At 62.9% G+C, this 22,973-nt stretch carries 26 protein-coding genes; 25 read left to right on the top strand and 1 reads right to left on the bottom strand.

Annotated elements, in window-relative coordinates:
* Positions 1 to 28: 28 nt before the first annotated feature.
* The 3 genes from rpoC to JQ587_RS09050 all read left to right on the top strand — a co-directional run bounded on the left by rpoC (position 29) and on the right by JQ587_RS09050 (position 8,643).
* Positions 29 to 4,225 (top strand): DNA-directed RNA polymerase subunit beta', encoded by a 4,197-nt coding sequence (gene rpoC / locus JQ587_RS09060; protein ID WP_212301606.1) that lies wholly within the window; start codon positions 29 to 31, stop codon positions 4,223 to 4,225.
* Positions 4,226 to 4,417: 192 nt separating this feature from the next.
* Positions 4,418 to 6,481 (top strand): FAD-dependent oxidoreductase, encoded by a 2,064-nt coding sequence (locus JQ587_RS09055; RefSeq protein WP_212425067.1) that lies wholly within the window; start codon positions 4,418 to 4,420, stop codon positions 6,479 to 6,481.
* 134 nt (positions 6,482 to 6,615) lie between these two features.
* The gene (locus JQ587_RS09050) at positions 6,616 to 8,643 is read left to right on the top strand and encodes an ABC transporter ATP-binding protein (protein WP_212301604.1); all 2,028 of its coding nucleotides are present in this window, start codon (positions 6,616 to 6,618) and stop codon (positions 8,641 to 8,643) included.
* Here the strand turns inward: JQ587_RS09050 and JQ587_RS09045 are convergent.
* A complete protein-coding gene (locus tag JQ587_RS09045) occupies positions 8,559 to 9,809 on the bottom strand; it encodes an FAD-dependent oxidoreductase (protein WP_212425066.1) in 1,251 nt (416 codons plus the stop codon). The genes JQ587_RS09050 and JQ587_RS09045 overlap by 85 nt on opposite strands.
* A 663-nt stretch (positions 9,810 to 10,472) precedes the next feature.
* Between JQ587_RS09045 and rpsL the strand changes: the two genes are divergently transcribed.
* The 22 genes from rpsL (at position 10,473) to rplR (ending at position 22,951) form a co-directional block, all read left to right on the top strand.
* Complete coding sequence (gene rpsL / locus JQ587_RS09040; protein ID WP_007603006.1) at positions 10,473 to 10,844, top strand: 30S ribosomal protein S12; 372 nt, start codon at positions 10,473 to 10,475, stop codon at positions 10,842 to 10,844.
* A gap of 15 nt (positions 10,845 to 10,859) precedes the next feature.
* Positions 10,860 to 11,330 carry a 30S ribosomal protein S7 gene (gene rpsG / locus JQ587_RS09035; RefSeq protein ID WP_092294138.1) on the top strand — a complete coding sequence of 157 codons (471 nt, stop codon included), beginning with the start codon at positions 10,860 to 10,862 and terminating at the stop codon, positions 11,328 to 11,330.
* A gap of 30 nt (positions 11,331 to 11,360) precedes the next feature.
* A complete protein-coding gene (gene fusA, locus JQ587_RS09030) occupies positions 11,361 to 13,433 on the top strand; it encodes an elongation factor G (protein ID WP_018322261.1) in 2,073 nt (690 codons plus the stop codon).
* A gap of 40 nt (positions 13,434 to 13,473) precedes the next feature.
* The gene (gene tuf, locus JQ587_RS09025; protein ID WP_212301602.1) at positions 13,474 to 14,664 is read left to right on the top strand and encodes an elongation factor Tu; all 1,191 of its coding nucleotides are present in this window, start codon (positions 13,474 to 13,476) and stop codon (positions 14,662 to 14,664) included.
* A gap of 82 nt (positions 14,665 to 14,746) precedes the next feature.
* Positions 14,747 to 15,055 carry a 30S ribosomal protein S10 gene (rpsJ, locus tag JQ587_RS09020; protein WP_002712302.1) on the top strand — a complete coding sequence of 103 codons (309 nt, stop codon included), beginning with the start codon at positions 14,747 to 14,749 and terminating at the stop codon, positions 15,053 to 15,055.
* A 53-nt stretch (positions 15,056 to 15,108) separates the two neighbouring features.
* Entirely contained in the window at positions 15,109 to 15,825 is a 717-nt protein-coding gene (gene rplC, locus JQ587_RS09015) for a 50S ribosomal protein L3 (protein WP_200293126.1), read from the top strand.
* Position 15,826: 1 nt separating this feature from the next.
* Positions 15,827 to 16,447: a 50S ribosomal protein L4 gene (rplD, locus tag JQ587_RS09010; RefSeq protein ID WP_011088150.1), complete on the top strand. Its 621-nt coding sequence runs from the start codon at positions 15,827 to 15,829 to the stop codon at positions 16,445 to 16,447.
* The gene (locus tag JQ587_RS09005) at positions 16,444 to 16,746 is read left to right on the top strand and encodes a 50S ribosomal protein L23 (RefSeq protein WP_027535292.1); all 303 of its coding nucleotides are present in this window, start codon (positions 16,444 to 16,446) and stop codon (positions 16,744 to 16,746) included. The genes rplD and JQ587_RS09005 overlap by 4 nt, the downstream gene beginning before the upstream one ends.
* 12 nt (positions 16,747 to 16,758) lie before the next feature.
* Positions 16,759 to 17,592, top strand: a complete 834-nt coding sequence (gene rplB / locus JQ587_RS09000; RefSeq protein ID WP_128951222.1) for a 50S ribosomal protein L2 — start codon at positions 16,759 to 16,761, stop codon at positions 17,590 to 17,592.
* A 12-nt stretch (positions 17,593 to 17,604) separates the two neighbouring features.
* Positions 17,605 to 17,883 (top strand): 30S ribosomal protein S19, encoded by a 279-nt coding sequence (gene rpsS, locus JQ587_RS08995; protein ID WP_008136357.1) that lies wholly within the window; start codon positions 17,605 to 17,607, stop codon positions 17,881 to 17,883.
* 10 nt (positions 17,884 to 17,893) lie between these two features.
* The gene (rplV, locus tag JQ587_RS08990) at positions 17,894 to 18,283 is read left to right on the top strand and encodes a 50S ribosomal protein L22 (RefSeq protein ID WP_057745488.1); all 390 of its coding nucleotides are present in this window, start codon (positions 17,894 to 17,896) and stop codon (positions 18,281 to 18,283) included.
* An 18-nt stretch (positions 18,284 to 18,301) separates the two neighbouring features.
* Complete coding sequence (gene rpsC, locus JQ587_RS08985; protein WP_128951223.1) at positions 18,302 to 19,027, top strand: 30S ribosomal protein S3; 726 nt, start codon at positions 18,302 to 18,304, stop codon at positions 19,025 to 19,027.
* Between the two features lie 30 nt (positions 19,028 to 19,057).
* The gene (gene rplP, locus JQ587_RS08980) at positions 19,058 to 19,471 is read left to right on the top strand and encodes a 50S ribosomal protein L16 (protein WP_008136349.1); all 414 of its coding nucleotides are present in this window, start codon (positions 19,058 to 19,060) and stop codon (positions 19,469 to 19,471) included.
* Positions 19,472 to 19,476: 5 nt separating this feature from the next.
* A complete protein-coding gene (gene rpmC / locus JQ587_RS08975) occupies positions 19,477 to 19,683 on the top strand; it encodes a 50S ribosomal protein L29 (protein ID WP_027535297.1) in 207 nt (68 codons plus the stop codon).
* Positions 19,684 to 19,696: 13 nt separating this feature from the next.
* On the top strand, positions 19,697 to 19,945 hold the full coding sequence (gene rpsQ / locus JQ587_RS08970; RefSeq protein ID WP_212301601.1) for a 30S ribosomal protein S17: 249 nt from the start codon (positions 19,697 to 19,699) through the stop codon (positions 19,943 to 19,945).
* Positions 19,946 to 20,029: 84 nt separating this feature from the next.
* A complete protein-coding gene (gene rplN, locus JQ587_RS08965) occupies positions 20,030 to 20,398 on the top strand; it encodes a 50S ribosomal protein L14 (protein WP_007603030.1) in 369 nt (122 codons plus the stop codon).
* A complete protein-coding gene (rplX, locus tag JQ587_RS08960; RefSeq protein ID WP_011088142.1) occupies positions 20,398 to 20,712 on the top strand; it encodes a 50S ribosomal protein L24 in 315 nt (104 codons plus the stop codon). Before rplN ends, rplX begins: the two co-directional genes overlap by 1 nt.
* A complete protein-coding gene (gene rplE / locus JQ587_RS08955) occupies positions 20,705 to 21,262 on the top strand; it encodes a 50S ribosomal protein L5 (protein ID WP_212301600.1) in 558 nt (185 codons plus the stop codon). Before rplX ends, rplE begins: the two co-directional genes overlap by 8 nt.
* Positions 21,263 to 21,308: 46 nt before the next feature.
* Positions 21,309 to 21,614, top strand: a complete 306-nt coding sequence (rpsN, locus tag JQ587_RS08950) for a 30S ribosomal protein S14 (RefSeq protein ID WP_014494504.1) — start codon at positions 21,309 to 21,311, stop codon at positions 21,612 to 21,614.
* A gap of 14 nt (positions 21,615 to 21,628) precedes the next feature.
* Positions 21,629 to 22,027 carry a 30S ribosomal protein S8 gene (rpsH, locus tag JQ587_RS08945; RefSeq protein WP_188104669.1) on the top strand — a complete coding sequence of 133 codons (399 nt, stop codon included), beginning with the start codon at positions 21,629 to 21,631 and terminating at the stop codon, positions 22,025 to 22,027.
* A 16-nt stretch (positions 22,028 to 22,043) separates the two neighbouring features.
* Positions 22,044 to 22,577: a 50S ribosomal protein L6 gene (gene rplF, locus JQ587_RS08940; protein ID WP_212425065.1), complete on the top strand. Its 534-nt coding sequence runs from the start codon at positions 22,044 to 22,046 to the stop codon at positions 22,575 to 22,577.
* Positions 22,578 to 22,588: 11 nt separating this feature from the next.
* Positions 22,589 to 22,951, top strand: a complete 363-nt coding sequence (gene rplR, locus JQ587_RS08935; RefSeq protein ID WP_007603036.1) for a 50S ribosomal protein L18 — start codon at positions 22,589 to 22,591, stop codon at positions 22,949 to 22,951.
* Positions 22,952 to 22,973 lie beyond the last annotated feature (22 nt).

Below are 22,973 nucleotides of genomic sequence, written 5' to 3'. Positions count from 1 at the left end.
GAGGCGACCGGTACGCGAGGAGAAGACGATGAACCAAGAAATTATGAATCTCTTTAACCCGACGACGCCGGCTCAGGTCTTCGACCAGATCCGGATTTCGATCGCGTCCCCGGAGAAGATTCTGTCCTGGTCCTACGGCGAGATCAAGAAGCCGGAGACCATCAACTACCGTACCTTCAAGCCCGAGCGCGACGGCCTGTTCTGCGCCCGCATCTTCGGGCCGATCAAGGATTACGAGTGCTTGTGCGGCAAGTACAAGCGCATGAAGTACAAGGGCATCATCTGCGAGAAGTGCTCGGTCGAAGTCACGCTCTCGCGGGTCCGGCGCGAGCGCATGGGCCATATCGAGCTCGCGGCTCCGGTCGCCCACATCTGGTTCCTGAAGTCGCTGCCGTCGCGCATCGGCTTGCTGCTCGACATGACGCTGAAGGATCTCGAGCGGATCCTCTACTTCGAATATTACGTCGTGCTGGAGCCGGGCCTGACCGCGCTGAAGGACCGTCAGCTGCTGTCGGAAGACGAGTACCTGAAGGCGCAGGACGAGTACGGCCAGGATTCCTTCACCGCCATGATCGGCGCGGAAGCGATCCGCGAGCTGCTCAAGGGCATGGACCTCGAGAAGCTCGAAGTGTCTTTGCGTGCCGAGATGCAGGAGACCGACTCCGACATCAAGCACAAGAAGCTCGCCAAGCGCCTGAAGATCGTCGAGGCCTTCCGCCACTCCGGCAACAAGCCGGAATGGATGATCCTGACCGTCGTTCCCGTGATCCCGCCGGACCTGCGTCCGCTGGTGCCGCTGGACGGCGGCCGCTTCGCGACCTCCGACCTCAACGACCTCTACCGCCGCGTCATCAACCGCAACAACCGCTTGAAGCGGCTGATGGAGCTGCGCGCGCCCGACATCATCATCCGCAACGAGAAGCGCATGCTTCAGGAAGCGGTCGATGCGCTGTTCGACAACGGCCGCCGCGGCCGCGTCATCACGGGTGCCAACAAGCGCCCGCTGAAGTCGCTCGCCGACATGCTGAAGGGCAAGCAGGGCCGCTTCCGCCAGAACCTGCTCGGCAAGCGCGTCGACTATTCGGGCCGTTCGGTGATCGTGGTCGGTCCCGAACTGCGCCTGCATCAGTGCGGCCTGCCGAAGAAGATGGCGCTCGAGCTGTTCAAGCCGTTCATCTACTCGCGTCTTGACGCCAAGGGCCTCTCCACCACCGTGAAGCAGGCGAAGAAGCTGGTCGAGAAGGAGCGGCCCGAGGTCTGGGACATCCTGGACGAGGTGATCCGCGAGCATCCCGTGCTGCTCAACCGCGCGCCGACGCTGCATCGTCTGGGCATCCAGGCGTTCGAGCCGGTGCTGATCGAGGGCAAGGCGATCCAGCTTCACCCGCTGGTCTGCTCGGCGTTCAACGCCGACTTCGACGGCGACCAGATGGCCGTTCACGTCCCGCTGTCGCTGGAAGCGCAGCTGGAAGCGCGCGTGCTGATGATGTCGACCAACAACATCCTGCATCCCGCGAACGGCCAGCCGATCATCGTGCCGTCGCAGGACATCGTGCTCGGTCTCTACTACGTCTCGATCATGCGCGAAGGCCTGCCCGGCGAGGGCAAGCTGTTCGGCGACATGGCCGAGCTCGAGCACGCCCTGCACGCGAAGGTCATCCACCTCCACACCAAGATCAAGTACCGGTGGGAAGGCATGGACGAGACCGGCAAGGTCTCCAAGCGCTGGATCGAGACCACCGCGGGGCGCGTCATGCTCGGCAATCTGCTGCCGAAGAACCCGCGGATTTCGTACGAGATCATCAACAAGCTGATGACCAAGCGCGAGATTTCGGGCGTCATCGACCAGGTCTACCGTCACTGCGGCCAGAAGGAGACGGTGATCTTCTGCGACCGCATCATGGCGCTCGGCTTCTACAACGCGTTCAAGGCCGGCATCTCGTTCGGCAAGGACGACATGGTCGTGCCGCACGGCAAGTGGAAGATCGTCGATACCACCCGTACGCTGGCGAAGGATTTCGAGCAGCAGTACAACGACGGTCTGATCACGCACGGCGAGAAGTACAACAAGGTCGTCGACGCCTGGTCGAAGGCCACGGAAGAAATCGCCAAGGCGATGATGAAGGAGATCTCCGCCACCAAGAAGACGGCGGCCGGAGCTGATGCCGACATCAACTCGATCTACATGATGGCTCACTCCGGTGCCCGCGGTTCGCCGGCCCAGATGCGCCAGCTCGCCGGCATGCGCGGCCTGATGGCCAAGCCGTCGGGTGAGATCATCGAGACGCCGATCATCTCGAACTTCAAGGAAGGCCTCTCGGTTCTCGAGTACTTCAACTCGACCCACGGCGCCCGTAAGGGTCTCGCGGACACCGCGTTGAAGACCGCGAACTCCGGCTACCTGACCCGTCGTCTGGTCGACGTCGCGCAGGACTGCATCATCACGCAGTCCGACTGCGGCACCAAGCTCGGCATCAAGATGCGCGCCATCGTCGATGCCGGCACCGTGGTCGCTTCGCTCGGTTCGCGCATCCTCGGACGCACGGCCTGCGACGACATTCGTGACAGCTCGGGCAAGGTGATCATCAAGCGCGACACGCTGATGGAAGAAAGCCACCTGGACGCCATCCAGCAGGGTGGTGTGCAGGAGGTGAAGATCCGCTCGGCGCTGACCTGCGAGCTCGTCAACGGCATCTGCGGCAAGTGCTACGGTCGCGATCTCGCCCGCGGCACGCCGGTCAACCACGGCGAAGCGGTCGGCGTCATCGCGGCGCAGTCGATCGGCGAGCCGGGCACCCAGCTCACCATGCGCACCTTCCACATCGGCGGTGCGGCGCAGCTCAACGAGCAGTCCTTCGTCGAAGCCAATTTCGACGGCAAGATCGTGATCCGGAACAAGGCCATCGCCCGCAACAGCGAAGGTCATCTGGTCGCGATGGTGCGCAACATGGTGGTGGCGGTCGTCGATGCCGACGGCACCGAGCGTGCGACGCACCGTGTCCAGTACGGTTCGCGCCTGCACGTCGACGAAGGCGACATGGTCAAGCGTGGCCAGCGCATCGTCGAATGGGACCCGTACACCCGTCCGCTTCTCACTGAGGTGGAAGGCACCATCGGCTTCGAGGATCTGGTCGAAGGCCAGTCGATCTCGGAAACGCTGGACGAGGCCACCGGTATCGCCAAGCGCGTGGTCATCGATTGGCGCTCGACCCGCGGCGGCTCGGACCTGCGTCCGGCCATCGTGGTGAAGGGCAAGGACGGCAAGGTGCTCAAGCTCGCCCGCGGTGGCGACGCTCGCTACATGCTGTCGGTCGACGCCATTCTCTCGGTCGACGTCGGAGCCAAGGTCAACCCGGGTGACATCCTCGCCCGCGTCTCGACCGAAAGCGCCAAGACGCGTGACATCACCGGCGGTCTGCCGCGGGTGGCGGAACTGTTCGAGGCACGGCGTCCGAAGGATGCGGCGATCATCGCCGAAATCGCGGGCACCATCCGGTTTGGGCGCGACTACAAGAACAAGCGTCGCATCTCGATCGAGCCGATGGACAAGACCGACGAGCCGCGCGAGTACCTGATCCCGAAGGGCAAGCACATCCACCTTCAGGACGGCGACGTCGTCGAAAAGGGCGACTTCATCGTGGAAGGCAACCCGGCGCCGCACGACATTCTCGCGGTCAAGGGCATCGAAGAGCTCGCGGCCTATCTGGTCAACGAGATCCAGGAGGTCTACCGGCTCCAGGGCGTGCTCATCAACGACAAGCACATCGAGGTGATTGTCCGTCAGATGCTCCAGAAGGTGGAAGTCACCGACCAGGGCGACACGGACATGATCTCCGGCGAGCAGGTCGACAAGATCGAGTTCGACGCGCTGAACGAGAAGGCCAAGGAAGAGGGCAAGAAGCCCGCCACGGGGACGCCGGTTCTGCTCGGCATCACCAAGGCGAGCCTGCAGACCCGCTCCTTCTTCTCGGCGGCCTCGTTCCAGGAGACCACCCGCGTCCTCACGGAAGCGGCGGTCAACGGCAAGGTCGATCCGCTCGAAGGCCTCAAGGAGAACGTCATCGTCGGCCGGCTGATCCCGGCGGGCACGGGCGCCTCCATGGCCAAGATCCGCGAAGTCGCGATGAAGCGCGACAAGCTGATTCTCGACGAGCGCGAGAAGCAGGCGGCGGTCGTGTCGCCGGCGCCGGAAGCCGAGCTTCCTGCGCTGCCGCCGGCGGAATGATGGTTCATCCGTAGGAATACCGAGGACAACGAAAAGGCCGGCGAAAGCCGGCCTTTTTGCTGCTTTGATTACCTGTTGCGATGCGGGATCAACCTTTGTTCATCTTCCCTTCAGTCAGAAAAGCGCTTCTGCTAGGGGAGCTTAGACCGGTGGTCCCGTGACGGGGGCAGGGCCGGAGACCACGGAACTGATATGCTTGATCTCGCAATCGTAGGCGGCGGCCCCGGCGGGCTGATGAGCGCCTGGTACCTGAAGCGTAAGCTCGGCGACCTCTGCCGCATCACCATCTACGAAGCGTCCGACCGGCTTGGCGGCAAGATCGTCACGCGCAAATTCGATTCCGCCCCGGCGATGTACGAGGCCGGCGTTGCCGAGATCTACGACTACTCGATGACGGGTCCCGATCCGCTGCGCGAGCTGATCCAGCATTTCGGACTTCAGACCATTCCGATGGACGCCGAGCAGGTGCACCTTGGCGGCGAACTGCTGAACGACGTCCCCGGCATGCGCCGCAAATACGGCGCCAAGACCGCGGCTGCGATCGAGGCCTTCCGCAAGCGCTGTGCCGAAGCGATGTCGCCAATCGAATATTACGAGGGCGTCGGCGCGCACGACAACGAGAACCCCTGGGCCTACAAGACCGCCGAGCAGGTGCTCGACGAGGAGGTCGAGGACGAGACCGCAAAGCGTTTCTTCAAGGTGATGGCGCGCTCGGACATCGCAACCGAGAGCCACAACACCAACGGCCTCAACGCGCTCAAGAACTATCTGATGGATGTCGACGGCTATATCGGCCTCTATTCCATCCAGAACGGGAACGAGCAGCTGATCGAATGCCTGCAGTCGGAGGTCAATGCCGACATCCAGCTCAATCATCGCGTCCTCGCGGTCGGCAAGGCGGCGACCGGCCGCTATCAACTCAAGATGATGAACGGGAAGGGACCGGAGACGCGCGACTTCGATCTCGTGCTGGTCTGCCTGCCGCATTCCTGGCTCTCCACGATGGGGTGGGAAGGCGAGCAGCTGCGCAAGTCGATGGTCAAGCACGTCGCCTATTTCGACCGTCCCGCGCACTACCTGCGCGTTTCGATCCTGTTCGACTCCCCGTTCTGGGGCGACAAGATTCCTGGCGCCTGGTTCATGTCGGAAGCATTCGGCGGCTGCTGCGTCTACAACGAGGGCGCACGCCATGACGTCGGCAAGCACGGCGTCCTGAACTGGCTCATCCCCGGCTCCGATGCGCTGGCCTTCGCCAATCTGTCGGACCAGGAGCTGATCGACGCCGCACTGAAATCGCTGCCGGCCTCGCTCGGCAATGCGCGTGCGCATTTCATGGAAGGCAAGATCCACCGCTGGCTGTCGTCGGTGAACGCGATCCCGGGCGGTCTGCCGGTGCGCGACGTCATGACCAATCACCGGCCCGAGCCGAAGGAGCATCCCGGCATCGTCGTGGTCGGCGATTATCTGTTCGACTCCACGCTGAACGGCCTGCTCGACTCCTCGGATGCGGCGACCGACATTATCCTGACCGAGATGATGCGGCTGCGCCGCGAGCGCGCGCAGGAGGACGGCGAGCCGATCTCCGACAAGATCGACCGCGACTATTTCGATAATTATCGCGGCCTCGGGCCCTATAGCGAGGCGTGGAGCCACTTCACCGATCCCGACTATCTGACCAGGCTGATCGGCATCGTCTGGGGCAAGGCGAGAGGTGCCAAGCTCCTGGTTGCAGGCTCTGCCAGTGGCGAACTGGTCGGCGCGCTGCGTGAGCGCGGCATCGATGCCTGGGGCATCGAGAACAACCGCGCCATTCATGCCAAGACGCCGAAGGCGCTGAAGAAGTACAACAAGCTCGGTTCGATCACCGACATGCCGTTCAAGGATGGCGCGTTCGACTACGTGTTCGAGACCAGCCTCTGCCATGTGGCCCCGAAGCAGGTGGTCCGCGCGATCCGTGAGTTGAACCGCGTGGTCAAGACCGGCCTCGTGTTCGGCTCGATCACCTCGGACATGGCATCAGCCGTGATCGACCGCTATGATCTGCTGCGCGGGGTCAAGAAGCTCGGCACCTGGTGGGAATGGTCTGAACTGTTCTTCGGCAATGGTTTCGATCTGTCGATGCACCGCAAGGACTGCACCGACGCGCTCTGGACCGCGACGCTCGCCGCCAACAAGGGGCCGGGGCAGTGGTATGCCGACGCCGACAGCCTGCGCTATTCCTTCTTCGACAAGGTCGAGGACGAAGACGACGACTAGAATCACAGGGCGGATGAATTCGCCAATTGTTTTGCCGAATTCATCCTGATCGCATAGAATCGGTGTCATAGCGGCGCTCCGCTATTTCCCTGCTTTCTCTGCGGTCATGCCGGCCGTCAGCATCGGTTGGTTTCATGGCGTCCAAGCCCCTCTCTCCCGACAAACAGAAGCTCGCCGCGCAAGAGGCAGCCGAGCTCGAGGACAAGCTTGCCGCCGGTCACGAGCCCGAGCCGGAAGACGACGCGGACGACGAAGACGAGGACGACGAGCTCGAACTTGACGACGATGATGACGAGGATCTCGTCGTCTTTACCGCCCGGGAAGCCGCCGGCGCGCTTGCGACCATCCTGGGCTTCGTCAAGCCGTTCCTGTCCAATTACAAGCGCATCCTGGGCTATGTGGCGTTCGGCGTTCTGGTCGAGACGCTGTTCAACGTCATCATGCCGCTCAGCCTCAAGTTCCTCATCGACGATGCGCTCGGCGAGGAGGATTTCCAGGCGCTGTACAAGATCCTCGGCGTGCTCGCGGTCGCCGGCATCTTCACCTCGATCGTCGCGGTCTGGTACGAGCGCTGGGACGCGCGGCTGGCGGCCTGCGTCATCTCCGACGTCCGCAAGCGCCTGTTCGAGCACGTCCAGGACCTGCCGGCGGCCTATTTCGGGCGCACCAAGCGCGGCGAGATCCTGTCGCGCTTCTCGGTCGACCTCTCGGCCTTCGAAGGCTCGGTCAAGACCTTTGCCAACAGTGCCGCGCTGCCGTTCCTGGAGTTGATCGCCGGCATCATCCTGATGCTGTTCCTGAACTGGCAGCTCGCGGTGGTCGCGCTGCTGGTGTTTCCGATCACGCTGATCGGCCCGCGCATCCTGACGCCGAAGGCGGTGCAGGCCAATTACGAGCAGAAGCTCAACGAAAGCGCGCTGCTCGGCATGGTGCAGGAGAACGTGGCGGCGCAGGCCGTGATCAAGGCGTTCAGCCTGCAGCGCAAGATGTTCGGCTTCTTCAACTTCCGCAACGACGAGACCCGCAACAGGATTGCGGCCGCCGGGTTCCTGTCGACGATGGTGGAACGGACGGTCACCATCTCGGTGCTGCTGCTGCACCTCGTCGTGCTTGCGATCGGTGCCTATCTGGCGACCAAGGGCCAGATCACCATCGGCACCTTCGTCACCTTCGAGAGCGCGTTCTGGGAGGTCTCCTACAACATCGCCCACGTGATGCACTTCATTCCGGTGTCGATTTCCTCGGCCGCTGCGATCCGCCACATCCAGGAGTTGCTTGACGAGCCGACGCGGGGCGCCGATCGCCCCGGCGCGCCCGATCTGCCGCGCATCACCAACGACATCACCTTCGACCACGTGACGTTCCAGTACGAGGGCGGCCAGACGCCGGTGCTGGACAATCTCAGCCTCAAGCTCAATGTCGGCAAGAGCATCGCCATCGTCGGTCCCTCCGGCTCCGGCAAGAGCACGCTGCTCAATCTGATCCTGCGGCTCTACGTGCCGGACGAGGGGCGTGTCACCATCGATGGTGTCGACGTCCGCAAGGTAACGCTGGATTCGCTGCGCCGGAGCATGGCAGTGGTGTTCCAGGAGAACATGTTGTTCAACATGTCGATCCGCGAGAACATCCGGCTCGGCAAGGAGGGTGCGACTGACGAGGAGGTGGAGGACGCTGCCAAGAAGGCGGAGATCCACCGCTACATCATGAGCCTGCCGCAACGCTACGACACCCCGGTCGGCGAGCGTGGCGATACGCTTTCGGGCGGCCAGCGCCAGCGCCTCGCGATCGCGCGCGCGATCATCCGCAATCCCTCCGTGCTGCTGCTCGATGAAGCCACCTCGGCGCTCGACCAGACCACGGAGGCCGCGATCAACCGCACCTTGCTCAAGGTCGCCAAGGGCCGCACCATGATCTGGTCGACACACCGCCTGACGTCGGTGGTCGAGATGGACGAGATCATCGTGATTTCAGGGGGCAGGGCGATCGAGCGCGGCTCGCATGCCGAGCTGCTCGCCAGGAACGGCACCTATCGCAAGCTGTGGAACGACCAGATCCATCAGCCCCACGGCGCGGCCGCTCAGGCCGACGACGATAGCGACGATGACGAAGACGATGAGGATGACCTCGACGAGGATGATGAGGACGAGGACGACGAGGAGTGACCGAGGAAGTTCGGCTCGAGATGGAACGCGCCTCCGAGCCTCCGCAATAATCCCTGGGTCGACCACGCCATGAAGCGCGCCCAGCGCTGTGCGGTCCAGTAGGGGTTCGTCGCAACCGAAACCGAGCGGAAGTCGAAGGCTTTGGCTGCCGCCCATTGGTCGCAGGCCCGCTTGACCGGATCGGCGTAGAAGGCGGCGATCTTGCCCGTATCCATCCCGTCGGACGCAAGCCATTGCGGGATGTGGACATTGCAGAGCCGCTCGACGTCGGTGAACACCTTGTCGCAGCCGGTGCCGGCAACGGGGCAGGAGGTCGCGAAAGCGTCGCCCGCCAGCACCACGCCCGGTTGGTGACTGGAGTCGTTCACATAGAGATCGACCGGGCGGATCTTCATCTCGCCGATGATGTCGAACGGACCGGTGATGCGCTTGAGCCGGGGCAGGGCGGCGTTCAACGTCTCGGCCGGCGCACGGCGAAATTCGCGCAGCCAGGGATCGTCGAAGCCGCGATACACGAACAGATTGGCCCGCATCCGGGTGCCGACCGGAAACAGCGAGATGTAGGGGATGCGGTCGCTTGGCTGCTCCGAGAAATAGGTCAGGGCCGGGAAGTCGAACGAATTCCGCCCGGCCGGCACCACGTCGAAGCCGATCGAGATCGAATGGCAGGTGCTGATGACGGTTCGCTTGATACCAAGCTGGTGGCGCAGGCCGACGTTCAGGCCGTTGGCGAGCACGACCAGACGGGCTGAGATCGTCTCGTCGTTGCCGAGCGCGATTCTCTGCCGCTCGGTGCTGGTCTCGACCGACACCGCCTTGCTCCAGATTCGCTCGATTGTGTCGGGAATCTCGTCGCGGATCGCGTTAACCAGGGAATCGTAGAGGATGTTGAACTGCCGGCTTGGCGCCTTGTCGAGGAGATGACCGAAGCGCGCGATCCAGTTCTCGCCGGAGAAAGTCGCGCGGCGCAGGACTGAGTCGGCGATTCCCGTGCGCTGGAATCGCTCGACTTGCCCATGACCGCTGAGTTTCTCGACGCGAAAATCGGCTGGATAGGCCTCGTGCGGGTCGATCAGCACCGCCGAAATGCCGGCGCGCCCGAGCATCGCGGCGGCCGTTGATCCGGCGAGTCCTCCGCCGATGATGGCAATGTCGGTGTACCGCATGGCGCCTGTCTCTGCCGAAGGCGGCAGATTGACGCATCAACAGGAAAAAAAGCCTTAGCATTGGTTATAAAAGTATATTTCACCCGGATATAAACCGGTCTAGGGCTAGCGGAACCTGCGCTTCCTTCCCATATCCGGGGCGCGCAGTGAGGGCGCCAAGCGGGCGATTTCCCAAGGTGCGAGAAGCGCTTTGTGACTGTCGTTTCGCCTTGACTTGATCGATTCTCACTTATAGAAAGCGCCTCACTTAACGACAGGCGGTGAGCATTGCCAACGTCGGAACGGGCCACCCGTTGATCCTCAGGGATCGCAAAACGGGCACCAACCTCGACGAATGCCGCTCAAACGCTGTCGATAATAGCTAGGCAATGCCAGTGCGATTTTAGGTCTCTCGAGCCTGTTCTCGTGAGACCGAATTCGGATGCATGACCTCAGTGCGCGGGCCGCGGCTTTACGCTGATCGGCCTCAATACTGCGGTCCTCTGTGGCGTCGAAGCGCTTTCCACTCAGCGATGGGCGGTTGGCGCGATTTCGCTTTGTGTGGATTGTTCTGCGCAGGGCGGGCCCCGGCGAGCGGGTAGCTCGAAAGAATTTGCGGTCCCAATGGGCCGCGGCAAGACAGCAGACCCGCAAGGGGTTGCGATAACAAAGGGTAAGGCCAGGATGCCGACGATCAACCAGCTGATCGCTCAACCGCGTGAAGTGCAGAAGTCGCGCAAGAAGGTGCCGGCGCTGCAGCAGTCGCCACAGAAGCGTGGTGTTTGCACCCGCGTCTATACGACGACCCCGAAGAAGCCGAACTCGGCGCTTCGTAAGGTCGCCAAGGTGCGCCTGACCAACGGTTTCGAGGTGATCGGTTACATCCCCGGTGAAGGCCATAACCTCCAGGAGCACTCGGTGGTCATGATCCGCGGCGGTCGCGTCAAGGACTTGCCTGGCGTGCGCTACCACATCCTCCGCGGCGTACTGGATACCCAGGGCGTCAAGAACCGTAAGCAGCGTCGTTCGAAGTACGGCGCCAAGCGTCCGAAGTAAGCGGGAACCAGCTCAATGTCTCGTCGCCACTCAGCGGAAAAGCGCGAAGTTCTTCCCGATCCGAAGTTCGGGAACATCATCGTCACGAAGTTCATGAACTCGGTGATGTACGCCGGCAAGAAGTCGGTCGCCGAAGGCATCGTCTACGGTGCGTTCGGTCTCATCGAAAGCAAGACCAAGCAGAACCCGCTCGGCGTGTTCGAGCAGGCGCTCGAGAACGTCATGCCGACGATCGAAGTGCGCTCCCGCCGCGTCGGTGGTGCGACCTACCAGGTCCCGGTCGAAGTTCGCTCGACCCGCCGTCAGGCGCTGGGCATCCGCTGGCTGATCTCGGCGGCGCGCGAGCGTAACGAGAAGACGATGACGGAGCGGCTTTCGGCCGAGCTCCTGGATGCATCGAACAACCGTGGCAACGCCGTCAAGAAGCGCGAAGACGTGCACCGGATGGCGGAAGCCAACCGCGCCTTCTCGCACTATCGCTGGTAACGGCGAAACACGGAATCTAAGGAACAGCCCATGCCTCGCGTTCATGCCATAGAGAATTACCGCAACTTCGGTATCATGGCGCATATCGATGCCGGCAAGACCACGACGACCGAGCGCATCCTCTATTACACCGGCAAGAGCCACAAGATCGGCGAAGTGCACGAAGGTGCCGCGACGATGGACTGGATGGAGCAGGAGCAGGAGCGTGGCATCACGATCACCTCGGCTGCGACCACCGCGTTCTGGGCCGGCAAGCGCCTGAACATCATCGACACCCCTGGCCACGTCGACTTCACCATCGAAGTCGAGCGTTCGCTGCGCGTGCTCGACGGCGCCGTCTGCGTGCTCGACTCGAACCAGGGCGTTGAGCCCCAGACCGAGACCGTTTGGCGCCAGGGCGACAAGTACAAGGTTCCGCGCATCGTCTTCGCCAACAAGATGGACAAGACCGGCGCCGACTTCTTCAAGTGTCTGGCCGACATCGTTGATCGCCTTGGTGCCAAGCCGATTGCGATCCAGCTTCCGATCGGCGCCGAGAACAACTTCAAGGGTCTCGTTGACCTCGTGAAGATGCAGGGCATCATCTGGAACGATGAATCGCTCGGCGCGAAGTTCGACTATGTCGATATTCCCGAAGATCTGGTCGAGCAGGCCAAGGAATACCGCGAGAAGATGGTGGAAGCCGCCGTCGAGCTCGACGACGATGCCATGGCTGCCTATCTCGACGGCAAGGAGCCGGACGAAGAGACGCTGAAGCGACTGATCCGCAAGGCGGTGCTCACCGGCGCGTTCTATCCCGTGCTGTGCGGTTCGGCCTTCAAGAACAAGGGCGTGCAGCCGCTGCTCGACGCCGTCGTCGACTATCTGCCGTCGCCGATCGACGTGCCTGCGATCAAGGGCACCGACGACCGCGGCAACGAGGTCGTGCGCAAGGCCGATGACAAGGAGCCGCTCGCGCTGCTCGCGTTCAAGATCATGGACGACCCGTTCGTCGGCACCATCACCTTCTGCCGCATCTACTCCGGCGTCCTGCAGAGCGGCACCGGCGTCGTGAACTCGACCCGCGAGAAGAAGGAGCGCATCGGGCGCATGCTGCTGATGCATGCGAACAACCGCGAAGACATCAAGGAAGCCTATGCCGGCGACATCGTCGCGCTGGCCGGCCTGAAGGAAGCGCGCACCGGTGACACGCTGTGCGACCCCGACAAGCAGGTGATCCTGGAAAAGATGGAATTCCCCGAGCCGGTCATCGAGATCGCGATCGAGCCGAAGTCCAAGGCCGACCAGGAAAAGCTGGGCGTGGCGCTGGCGAAGCTCGCTGCGGAGGATCCGTCCTTCCGCGTGTCGACCGACCAGGAGTCCGGCCAGACCATCCTCAAGGGCATGGGCGAACTCCATCTCGACATCAAGGTCGACATTCTCAAGCGTACCTACAAGGTCGATGCCAACATCGGCGCGCCGCAGGTTGCGTTCCGTGAGCGTGTCACCAAGAAGGCCGAGGTCAAGTACACCCACAAGAAGCAGACCGGCGGTACCGGTCAGTTCGCCGAAGTGTCGATCGTCGTCGAGCCGAACGAGCCCGGCAAGGGTTACGAGTTCGAGTCGAAGATCGTCGGCGGCGCGGTGCCGAAGGAATACATTCCCGGCGTCGAAAAGGGCCTCAACAGTGTGATGAGTTCTGGCGTGGTCGCGGGCTTCCCCGTGGTCGACGTCAAGGTGCAGCTCGTCGACGGCAAGTATCACGACGTCGACTCGTCGGCGCTCGCCTTCGAAATCGCATCGCGCGCGGCTTTCCGCGAGGCGCTGCAGAAGGGCAAGTCCGTCCTGCTCGAGCCGATCATGAAGGTCGAGGTGGTGACCCCGGAAGACTACACCGGTTCGGTCATTGGCGATCTGAATTCCCGGCGCGGTCAGATCCAGGGGCAGGACATGCGCGGCAACGCCAACGTCATCAACGCGATGGTGCCGCTCATGAACATGTTTGGTTACGTGAACAACCTGCGCTCGATGAGCCAGGGGCGCGCGACCTTCACCATGCAGTTCGATCACTACGCAGAAGCGCCGGCTAACGTGTCGGCAGAAGTCCAAAAGAAGTTTGCCTGATTGTCGTCGGTCTAAAGCTGACGATTGAACGGAGAGTCAAATGGCCAAAGCAAAGTTTGAACGTAACAAGCCGCACTGCAACATCGGCACCATCGGTCACGTCGACCATGGCAAGACGTCGCTGACCGCGGCGATCACCAAGGTTCTCGCCGAAGCCGGCGGTGCGACGTTCACCGCGTACGACCAGATCGACAAGGCGCCGGAAGAGAAGGCGCGCGGCATCACCATCTCGACCGCGCACGTCGAGTACGAGACGCCGAACCGCCACTATGCCCACGTCGACTGCCCCGGCCACGCCGACTACGTGAAGAACATGATCACCGGCGCCGCCCAGATGGACGGTGCGATCCTGGTCGTGTCGGCCGCTGACGGCCCGATGCCGCAGACCCGCGAGCACATCCTGCTCGCCCGCCAGGTCGGCGTGCCCGCGCTGGTCGTGTTCCTCAACAAGTGCGACATGGTCGACGATCCGGAATTGCTCGAGCTCGTCGAGCTCGAAGTCCGCGAGCTGCTCTCGAAGTACGACTTCCCGGGCGACAAGATCCCGATCATCAAGGGTTCGGCGCTCGCCGCTCTCGAAGACTCGGACAAGAAGCTCGGCCACGACGCCATCATCGAGCTGATGAAGAACGTCGACAGCTACATCCCGCAGCCGGAGCGTCCGATCGACCAGCCGTTCCTGATGCCGGTTGAAGACGTGTTCTCGATCTCGGGCCGCGGCACCGTCGTGACCGGCCGTGTCGAGCGCGGCATCGTCAAGGTCGGCGAGGAAATCGAGATCGTCGGTCTCCGCGCCACCCAGAAGACCACCGTCACCGGCGTCGAAATGTTCCGCAAGCTGCTCGATCAGGGCCAGGCCGGCGACAACATCGGTGCGCTGCTCCGCGGCACCAAGCGTGAAGACGTCGAGCGCGGCCAGGTGCTGTGCAAGCCGGGTTCGGTCAAGCCGCACACCAAGTTCAAGGCTGAGGCTTACATCCTCACCAAGGAAGAGGGCGGTCGCCACACCCCGTTCTTCACCAACTACCGTCCGCAGTTCTACTTCCGCACCACCGACGTGACCGGTGTCGTGCATCTGCCGGAAGGTACCGAGATGGTGATGCCGGGCGACAACATCGCGATGGAAGTGCACCTGATCGTGCCGATCGCGATGGAAGAGAAGCTCCGCTTCGCGATCCGCGAAGGTGGCCGCACCGTCGGCGCCGGCGTCGTCGCTTCGATCATCGAGTAATTACGAGAATAGGGATCGGCGAGTAGCGAATGGTGACATTCGCTATTCGCTATTCGCCACCCAACGAAGAGAGACCACGGCAATGAACGGCCAAAATATTCGCATCCGTCTCAAAGCGTTCGACCATCGTATCCTCGATACGTCGACCCGCGAGATCGTGAACACGGCGAAGCGCACCGGTGCGCAGGTCCGCGGACCCATTCCGCTGCCCACCCGCATCGAGAAGTTCACCGTCAACCGTTCGCCCCACGTCGACAAGAAGAGCCGCGAACAGTTCGAGATGCGCACCCACAAGCGTCTGCTCGACATCGTCGATCCGACCCCGCAGACCGTCGATGCTTTGATGAAGCTCGACCTGGCCGCCGGTGTCGACGTCGAGATCAAGCTCTAAGATTTTTGGATCACGTTCGCACCTAGCGGACAGAAAGAACAGGAAGCACGCCGATGCGCTCCGGAGTGATCGCACAAAAGGTCGGGATGACGCGGGTCTTTACAGAGGCCGGCGAACATATCCCCGTGACCGTGCTGAAGCTCGGCAATTGCCAGGTCGTAGGCCACCGCACTGAAGAGAAGAACGGTTATGTCGCGCTCCAGCTTGGTTCTGGCAGCCGCAAGACCGTGTACATGCCCAAGGCAGAGCGCGGCCAGTTCGCGGTCGCCAAGGTCGAGCCGAAGCGGCAGGTCGAGGAATTCCGCGTCTCCGCGGATGCCATGATCCCCGTGGGCGCCGAGATCCTGGCCGACCACTTCGTCGTCGGCCAGTTCGTCGACGTCACCGGCACCTCGGTGGGTAAGGGCTTCGCCGGCGGTATGAAGCGCTGGAACTTCGGCGGTCTGCGCGCCACGCACGGTGTGTCGGTCTCGCACCGTTCGATCGGTTCGACCGGTGGTCGTCAGGACCCCGGCAAGACCTGGAAGAACAAGAAGATGCCCGGCCACATGGGTGTCGACCGCATCACCACGCTCAACCTCCGCGTCGTTCAGCTCGACGTCGAGCGTGGCCTGATCCTCGTCGAAGGCGCCGTTCCCGGCTCCAAGGGCGGCTGGATCCGTGTGCGCGACGCCGTCAAGAAGCCGCTGCCGAAGGATGCTCCGAAGCCCGGCAAGTTCAAGGTTGCGGGCGGCGAAGCCGAGGCTGCGGCCCAGCAAGAGGGTGCGTGAGATGGAATTGAAGGTCACCACCCTCGAGGGCAAGGAAGCGGGCTCGGTCCAGCTCTCCGACGCCATTTTCGGCCTTGAGCCGCGCCAGGACATCATTGCGCGTTGCGTGCAGTGGCAGCTCAACAAGCGTCAGGCCGGCACGCACAAGGCCAAGGGGCGCGCCGAGATCTGGCGCACCGGCAAGAAGATGTACAAGCAGAAGGGCACCGGCGGTGCTCGTCACGGCTCGGCCCGCGTGCCGCAGTTCCGCGGCGGCGGTCGTGCCTTCGGTCCGGTCGTGCGTTCGCACGCCACCGACTTGCCGAAGAAGGTCCGTGCGCTCGCTCTGAAGCATGCGCTCTCGGCCAAGGCCAAGGACGGCGATCTGCTCGTGATCGACAAGGCCGCGCTGGAAGCCGCCAAGACCAAGGCGCTGCTCGGTCACTTCTCGGGCCTCGGTCTGACCAACGCGCTGATCATCGACGGCGCCGAGCTCAACAACGGCTTTGCCGCTGCGGCCCGCAACATCCCGAACATGGACGTGCTGCCGATCCAGGGCATCAACGTCTATGACATCCTGCGCCGTCAGAAGCTCGTTCTGACCAAGGCCGCCATCGATGCGCTGGAGGCGCGCTTCAAATGACGAAGAACATCGAGGCCCGCCACTACGACGTGATCGTCGCCCCGGTCGTCACCGAAAAGGCGACGCTGGCGTCCGAGCACAACAAGGTTCTGTTCAAGGTGGCCGCGAAGGCGACCAAGCCGCAGATCAAGGAAGCGATCGAGAAGCTGTTTGACGTCAAGGTCAAGAGCGTCAACACGCTGGTCCGCAAGGGCAAGACCAAGGTCTTCCGCGGCAATCTCGGCTCGCAGTCGAACACCAAGCGCGCGATCGTGACCCTCGAAGAGGGTCATCGGATCGACGTGACCACCGGTCTGTAAGGTCGCACGACGATGGCACTGAAGAAATTCAATCCCACGACACCGGGCCAGCGCCAGCTGGTCATGGTCGATCGTTCAGCCCTCTACAAGGGCAAGCCGGTCAAGGCGCTCACCGAAGGCAAGCACTCCTCGGGTGGTCGCAACAACACCGGTCGCATCACCGTGCGCTTCCGCGGCGGCGGTCACAAGCAGACGCTGCGCATCGTCGACTTCAAGCGCGACAAGGTCGACGCGCCCGCGACCGTCGAGCGGCTGGAATACGATCCGAACCGCACCGCGTTCATCGCGCTGGTCAAGTATGAAGACGGCACTCAGGCCTATATCCTGGCGCCGCAACGCTTGGCGGTCGGCGATTCGGTGGTGGCCGGCAACTATGTCGACGTGAAGCCGGGCAACGTCATGCCGCTCGGCAACATGCCGGTCGGCACGATCATCCACAACATCGAGGTCAAGATCGGGAAGGGCGGCCAGCTCGCCCGTTCCGCCGGTACCTACGCCCAGCTCGTCGGTCGCGACCAGGACTACGTCATCATCCGTCTGAACTCGGGTGAGCAGCGGTTGGTGCACGGACGGTGCCGCGGCACGATCGGTGCGGTGTCGAACCCGGACCACATGAACACCTCGATCGGCAAGGCCGGCCGCAACCGTTGGTTGGGCCGTAAGCCGCATAACCGCGGCGTTTCGATGAACCCGATCGACCATCCGCACGGCGGTGGTGAAGGTCGTACCTCGGGCGGTCGCCACCCGGTCACCCCGTGGGGCAAGCCGACCAAGGGTAAGAAGACCCGCTCCAACAAGTCGACCAACAAATTCATTCTCCTAAGCCGCCACAAGCGGAAGAAGTAAGGAACGACGGACATGGTTCGTTCAGTCTGGAAAGGCCCGTTCGTCGAGGGTTCTCTGCTCAAGAAGGCAGATGCCGCGCGCGCGTCCGGCCGTCACGACGTCATCAAGATCTGGAGCCGTCGCTCGACGATCCTGCCGCAGTTCGTCGGCCTGACCTTCGGCGTCTACAACGGTCAGAAGCACGTGCCGGTGGCCGTCAACGAGGAAATGGTCGGTCACAAGTTCGGCGAGTTCTCGCCGACCCGGACCTTCCATGGCCACTCCGGCGACAAGAAAGCCAAGAAGGCTTGAGGATTAAACGATGAGCAAACCTAAGCGCGAACGGAGCCTCGCCGAGAACGAGGCCAAGGCGGTCGCCCGGATGCTGCGGGTGAGCCCGCAGAAGCTCAACCTGGTCGCCCAGCTCATTCGCGGCCGGAAGGCTTCCGCTGCGCTCGCCGACCTGCAGTTTTCGCGCAAGCGGATCGCGGTTGACGTGAAGAAGTGCCTGGAATCGGCTATCGCCAATGCCGAGAACAACCACGACCTCGACGTCGACGATCTCGTCGTGGCGCAGGCCTTCGTCGGCAACGGCCTCGTGATGAAGCGCTTTGCCGCCCGCGGCCGCGGCCGCTCGGGCCGTGTCTACAAACCATTTTCGCAGCTGACGATCATTGTTCGTCAGGTCGAAGCCGAAGCAGCAGCGGCTTAAGGGTCGCAGGAGAAAACGATGGGTCAAAAGATCAATCCGATCGGTCTGCGTCTCGGCATCAACCGGACCTGGGATTCCCGCTGGTTCGCCGGCAAGCAGGAATACGGCAAGCTGCTGCACGAGGACGTCAAGATCCGCGAGATCCTGCACAAGGAGCTCAAGCAGGCGGCCGTCGCCCGCATCGTGATCGAGCGTCCGCACAAGAAGTGCCGCGTCACCATTCACTCGGCTCGTCCGGGCGTGGTGATCGGCAAGAAGGGCGCCGACATCGACAAGCTTCGCAAGAAGGTCGCGGACATCACCTCGTCCGACGTCGTCATCAACATCGTCGAAATCCGCAAGCCGGAGCTCGATGCGACGCTGGTGGCCGAGTCGATCGCGCAGCAGCTGGAGCGCCGCGTGGCGTTCCGCCGTGCCATGAAGCGCGCCGTGCAGTCGGCGATGCGTCTCGGCGCGGAAGGCATCCGCATCAACTGCTCGGGTCGTCTGGGCGGTGCGGAAATCGCGCGCATGGAGTGGTACCGCGAAGGTCGCGTGCCGCTGCACACGCTGCGCGCCGACATCGACTACGGCGTTGCGACCGCGTTCACGACCTTCGGCACCTGCGGCGTCAAGGTCTGGATCTTCAAGGGCGAGATCCTCGAGCACGATCCGATGGCCCAGGACAAGAGAATGGCCGAAGGCGAGACGGGTGGCAGCGGTGATCGTGGTGGCCGTGGGCGCCGCGACAATGCTGCAGCCTAAAGCCGCACAGGAATTTGAGGGCTTAAAGCCATGATGCAACCTAAGAAAACGAAGTTCCGGAAGGCGCATAAGGGCCGCATCCACGGCGTCGCGTCTTCGGGCGCGACGTTGGCGTTCGGCCAGTTCGGCCTGAAGGCGACCGAGCCTGAGCGCGTCACCGCGCGCCAGATCGAAGCCGCCCGCCGCGCGCTGACCCGCCACATGAAGCGCGCCGGCCGCGTCTGGATCCGCGTGTTCCCCGACGTTCCGGTGTCGAAGAAGCCGGCCGAAGTCCGCATGGGCTCCGGCAAGGGTTCGCCGGAACTGTGGGTGGCCCGCGTCAAGCCGGGCCGGGTGCTGTTCGAGATCGACGGCGTCAACACCCAGACGGCGCGTGAGGCGCTGACGCTGGCGGCCGCCAAGCTGCCGATCAAGACGCGCTTCGTCGAGCGCATTGCGGAGTAATGGCCATGGCCCAGATGAAGATCGAAGACATCCGCGCGATGAGCCCCGACCAGCAGGACGACGCCGTCCTGAACCTGAAGAAGGAGCGCTTCAACCTGCGCTTCCAGCGTGCCACCGGGCAGCTCGAGAACACCTCGCGCCTGCGCGAGGCCCGTCGTGACATCGCCCGGATCAAGACCGTCGCCGCTCAAGCGCGCGCGAAGAAGAAGTAAGGGGCTAACGGATATGCCGAAACGTACTTTGCAAGGCGTGGTCGTCAGCGACAAGACTGCCAAGACCGTCGTGGTGCGCGTCGATCGCCGCTTCACGCACCCGATCTACAAGAAGACGATCCGCCGTTCGAAGAACTACCACGCGCACGACGAGAACAACGAGTTCAAGCCGGGCGACATGGTGTGGATCGAGGAATCGAAGCCGATTTCGAAGTTGAAGTCCTGGATCGTGATCCGGGGCGAGCACAAGAAAACCGCCTGATCTGTTGGCCTTGGCCGACTGACTTCAGGGAAATGTTGAGCGCCGGCTAGGCTGGCGCAAAGAGAAAGAGGACGAGGTGCATCAATGATTCAGATGCAGACCAACCTCGACGTGGCCGACAATTCTGGCGCACGCCGTGTCATGTGTATCAAGGTGCTCGGGGGCTCCAAGCGCCGCTATGCCACGATCGGCGACATCATTGTCGTCTCGATCAAGGAAGCCATTCCGCGTGGCAAGGTGAAGAAGGGCGACGTGATGAAGGCCGTCGTGGTGCGTGTCCGCAAGGACATCCGCCGCGCCGACGGTTCGGTCATCCGCTTCGACCGCAACGCCGCCGTCCTGATCAATAATCAGTCCGAGCCGGTCGGCACCCGTATCTTCGGGCCCGTGCCGCGCGAGCTGCGCGCCAAGAACCACATGAAGATCATCTCGCTCGCGCCGGAGGTGCTGTGATGGCTGCGAAGATCCGCAAGGGCGACAAGGTCGTCGTGCTGACCGGTCGCGACAAGGGCCGCACTGGCGAAGTGTTCGAAGTTCGCCCCGACGCCGGCACGGCGCTCGTGCGCGGCATCAACATGGTCAAGCGTCATCAGAAGCAGACGCAGGCCCAGGAGGGCGGCATCATCTCGAAAGAGGCGCCGATCCAACTGTCCAATATCGCGTATGTCGGCAAGGACGGAAAGCCGACCCGCGTCGGATTCAAGATTCTGGCGGACGGCAAGAAGGTCCGCATCGCCAAGAGCTCGGGAGCTGAGATCGATGGCTGAGGCCGCTTACACCCCGCGCCTGCGCGCGGAATACGACGCGAAGATCCGCACGGCCATGACCGAGAAATTCGGTTATGAGAACGTGATGCAGGTTCCGCGCCTCGACAAGATCGTGCTGAACATGGGCGTTGGCGATTCGGTCAACGACCGCAAGAAGGCCGAGACCGCCGCTGCCGAGCTGACCCAGATCGCCGGCCAGAAGGCGATCGTGACCTATTCGCGTATCGCGATCGCGACCTTCAAGCTGCGTGAGAACCAGCCGATCGGCTGCAAGGTCACGCTGCGCAAGGCCCGCATGTACGAGTTCCTGGATCGCCTGGTGACGGTCGCGCTGCCGCGCGTCCGCGACTTCCGCGGCCTGAACCCGAAGAGCTTTGACGGCCGCGGCAACTACTCGCTCGGCATCAAGGAGCACATCATTTTCCCCGAGATCGACTTCGACAAGGTCACGGAAGCCCGCGGTATGGACATCACCGTCTGCACCACGGCCAAGACCGACGAAGAGGCGAGGGCCTTGTTGACCGCTTTCAATTTCCCGTTCCGGCAGTGAGACGCTGACCTAAAGCCTCTCAAACGCGGATACCCAGGAGCCAAGCATGGCAAAGAAGAGTTCAGTCGAGAAGAACAACCGGCGCAAGCGGATGGTGAAGAATGCCGCCCCGAAGCGCGAGCGCCTGAAGGCGATCATCGCCGACAAGACGCTGCCGATGGAGGAGCGGTTCGCCGCGACCCTGAAGCTCGCGGAAATGCCGCGCAATTCGTCGGCCACCCGCGTCCGTCTGCGTTGCGAGCTGTCGGGCCGCCCGCGCTCGAACTACCGCAAGAACAAGCTGTCCCGTATCGCGCTGCGCGACCTTGGCTCCAAGGGCATGGTCCCGGGCCTCGTGAAGTCGAGCTGGTAAGGAGGGTCGTTTAGATGTCTACGCACGATCCAATCAGCGATCTGATCACCCGCATCCGCAACGCGCAGATGCGTTCCAAGACCAAGGTGTCCACGCCCGGCTCGAAGATGCGCGAGAACGTGCTCGAAGTGCTGAAGAGCGAGGGCTACATCCGCGGTTACGCGACGCTCGAGCACTCCTCGGGCCGCAGCGAGATCGAGATCGAGCTGAAGTATTTCGACGGCGAGCCCGTCATCCGCGAGATCGAACGTGTCTCCAAGCCCGGGCGTCGCGTTTACGCCTCGGTGAAGAACCTGCCGCGGGTCAATAACGGACTCGGTATTTCGGTGTTGTCGACGCCGAAGGGGATCATGGCCGACCACAGTGCGCGTGAAGCGAACGTGGGCGGTGAAGTCCTCTTCACGGTGTTCTGAGAAGGATTTTTGATCCATGTCACGTGTTGGCAAAAGGCCTGTGGCGGTGCCGTCCGGTGTGACCGCGACCGTCGAAGGGCAGACCGTCAAGATGAAGGGGCCGAAGGGCCAGCTTCAGTTCGTCGTCCATGACGATGTCGAGGTGAAGCTCGAGAGCGGCCAGATCAAGGTCAAGCCGCGGGCCGAGACCAATCGCGCGCGGGCGCTGTACGGCACCGCTCGCGCCCAGGTCGCGAATCTGGTCGAAGGCGTCACCAAGGGCTTCGAGAAGAAGCTTGAAATCACCGGCGTCGGTTACCGCGCCGCGATGCAGGGCAAGAACCTGCAACTCGCGCTCGGTTACAGCCACGACGTGGTCTATGCGATCCCGGAAGGGATCACGATCACCGTGCCGAAGCCGACCGAGATCACGGTGACGGGCAGCGACATTCAGCGCGTCGGCCAGGTCGCCGCCGAGATTCGCTCCTATCGTCCGCCGGAGCCCTACAAGGGCAAGGGCGTGAAGTATGTTGGCGAATTCATCTTCCGCAAGGAAGGCAAGAAGAAGTAACGGAGCCGGTCATGTCCAAAGCCAAGGTTACCAATGCCCGGCGCAAGCGGAGTGTGCGGCTGAAGCTGCGCCGCTCCGGTGGCGGTCGTCCGCGTCTGTCGGTGTTCCGCTCGTCCAAGCACATCTACGCTCAGGTCATCGACGACCTGAAGGGCGAGACGCTGGCCTCTGCCTCGTCGCTCGAGAAGTCGATGCGCGACGGCGGCAAGACCGGCGCCGATATCGATGCGGCGAAGGCGGTCGGCAAGCTGCTGGCCGAGCGCGCCGCCGAGAAGGGCGTCAAGGAAGTCGTGTTCGATCGCGGCAGCTACCTCTACCACGGGCGCGTCAAGGCTCTTGCCGACGCAGCGCGTGAGAGCGGGCTGAGCTTCTAACAGAATTTGAGGATTGAGGCGC

Source organism: Bradyrhizobium manausense, assembly GCF_018130615.1.
Lineage (GTDB): Bacteria > Pseudomonadota > Alphaproteobacteria > Rhizobiales > Xanthobacteraceae > Bradyrhizobium > Bradyrhizobium manausense_A.
This window is presented reverse-complemented; position numbering and strand designations above follow the sequence as displayed.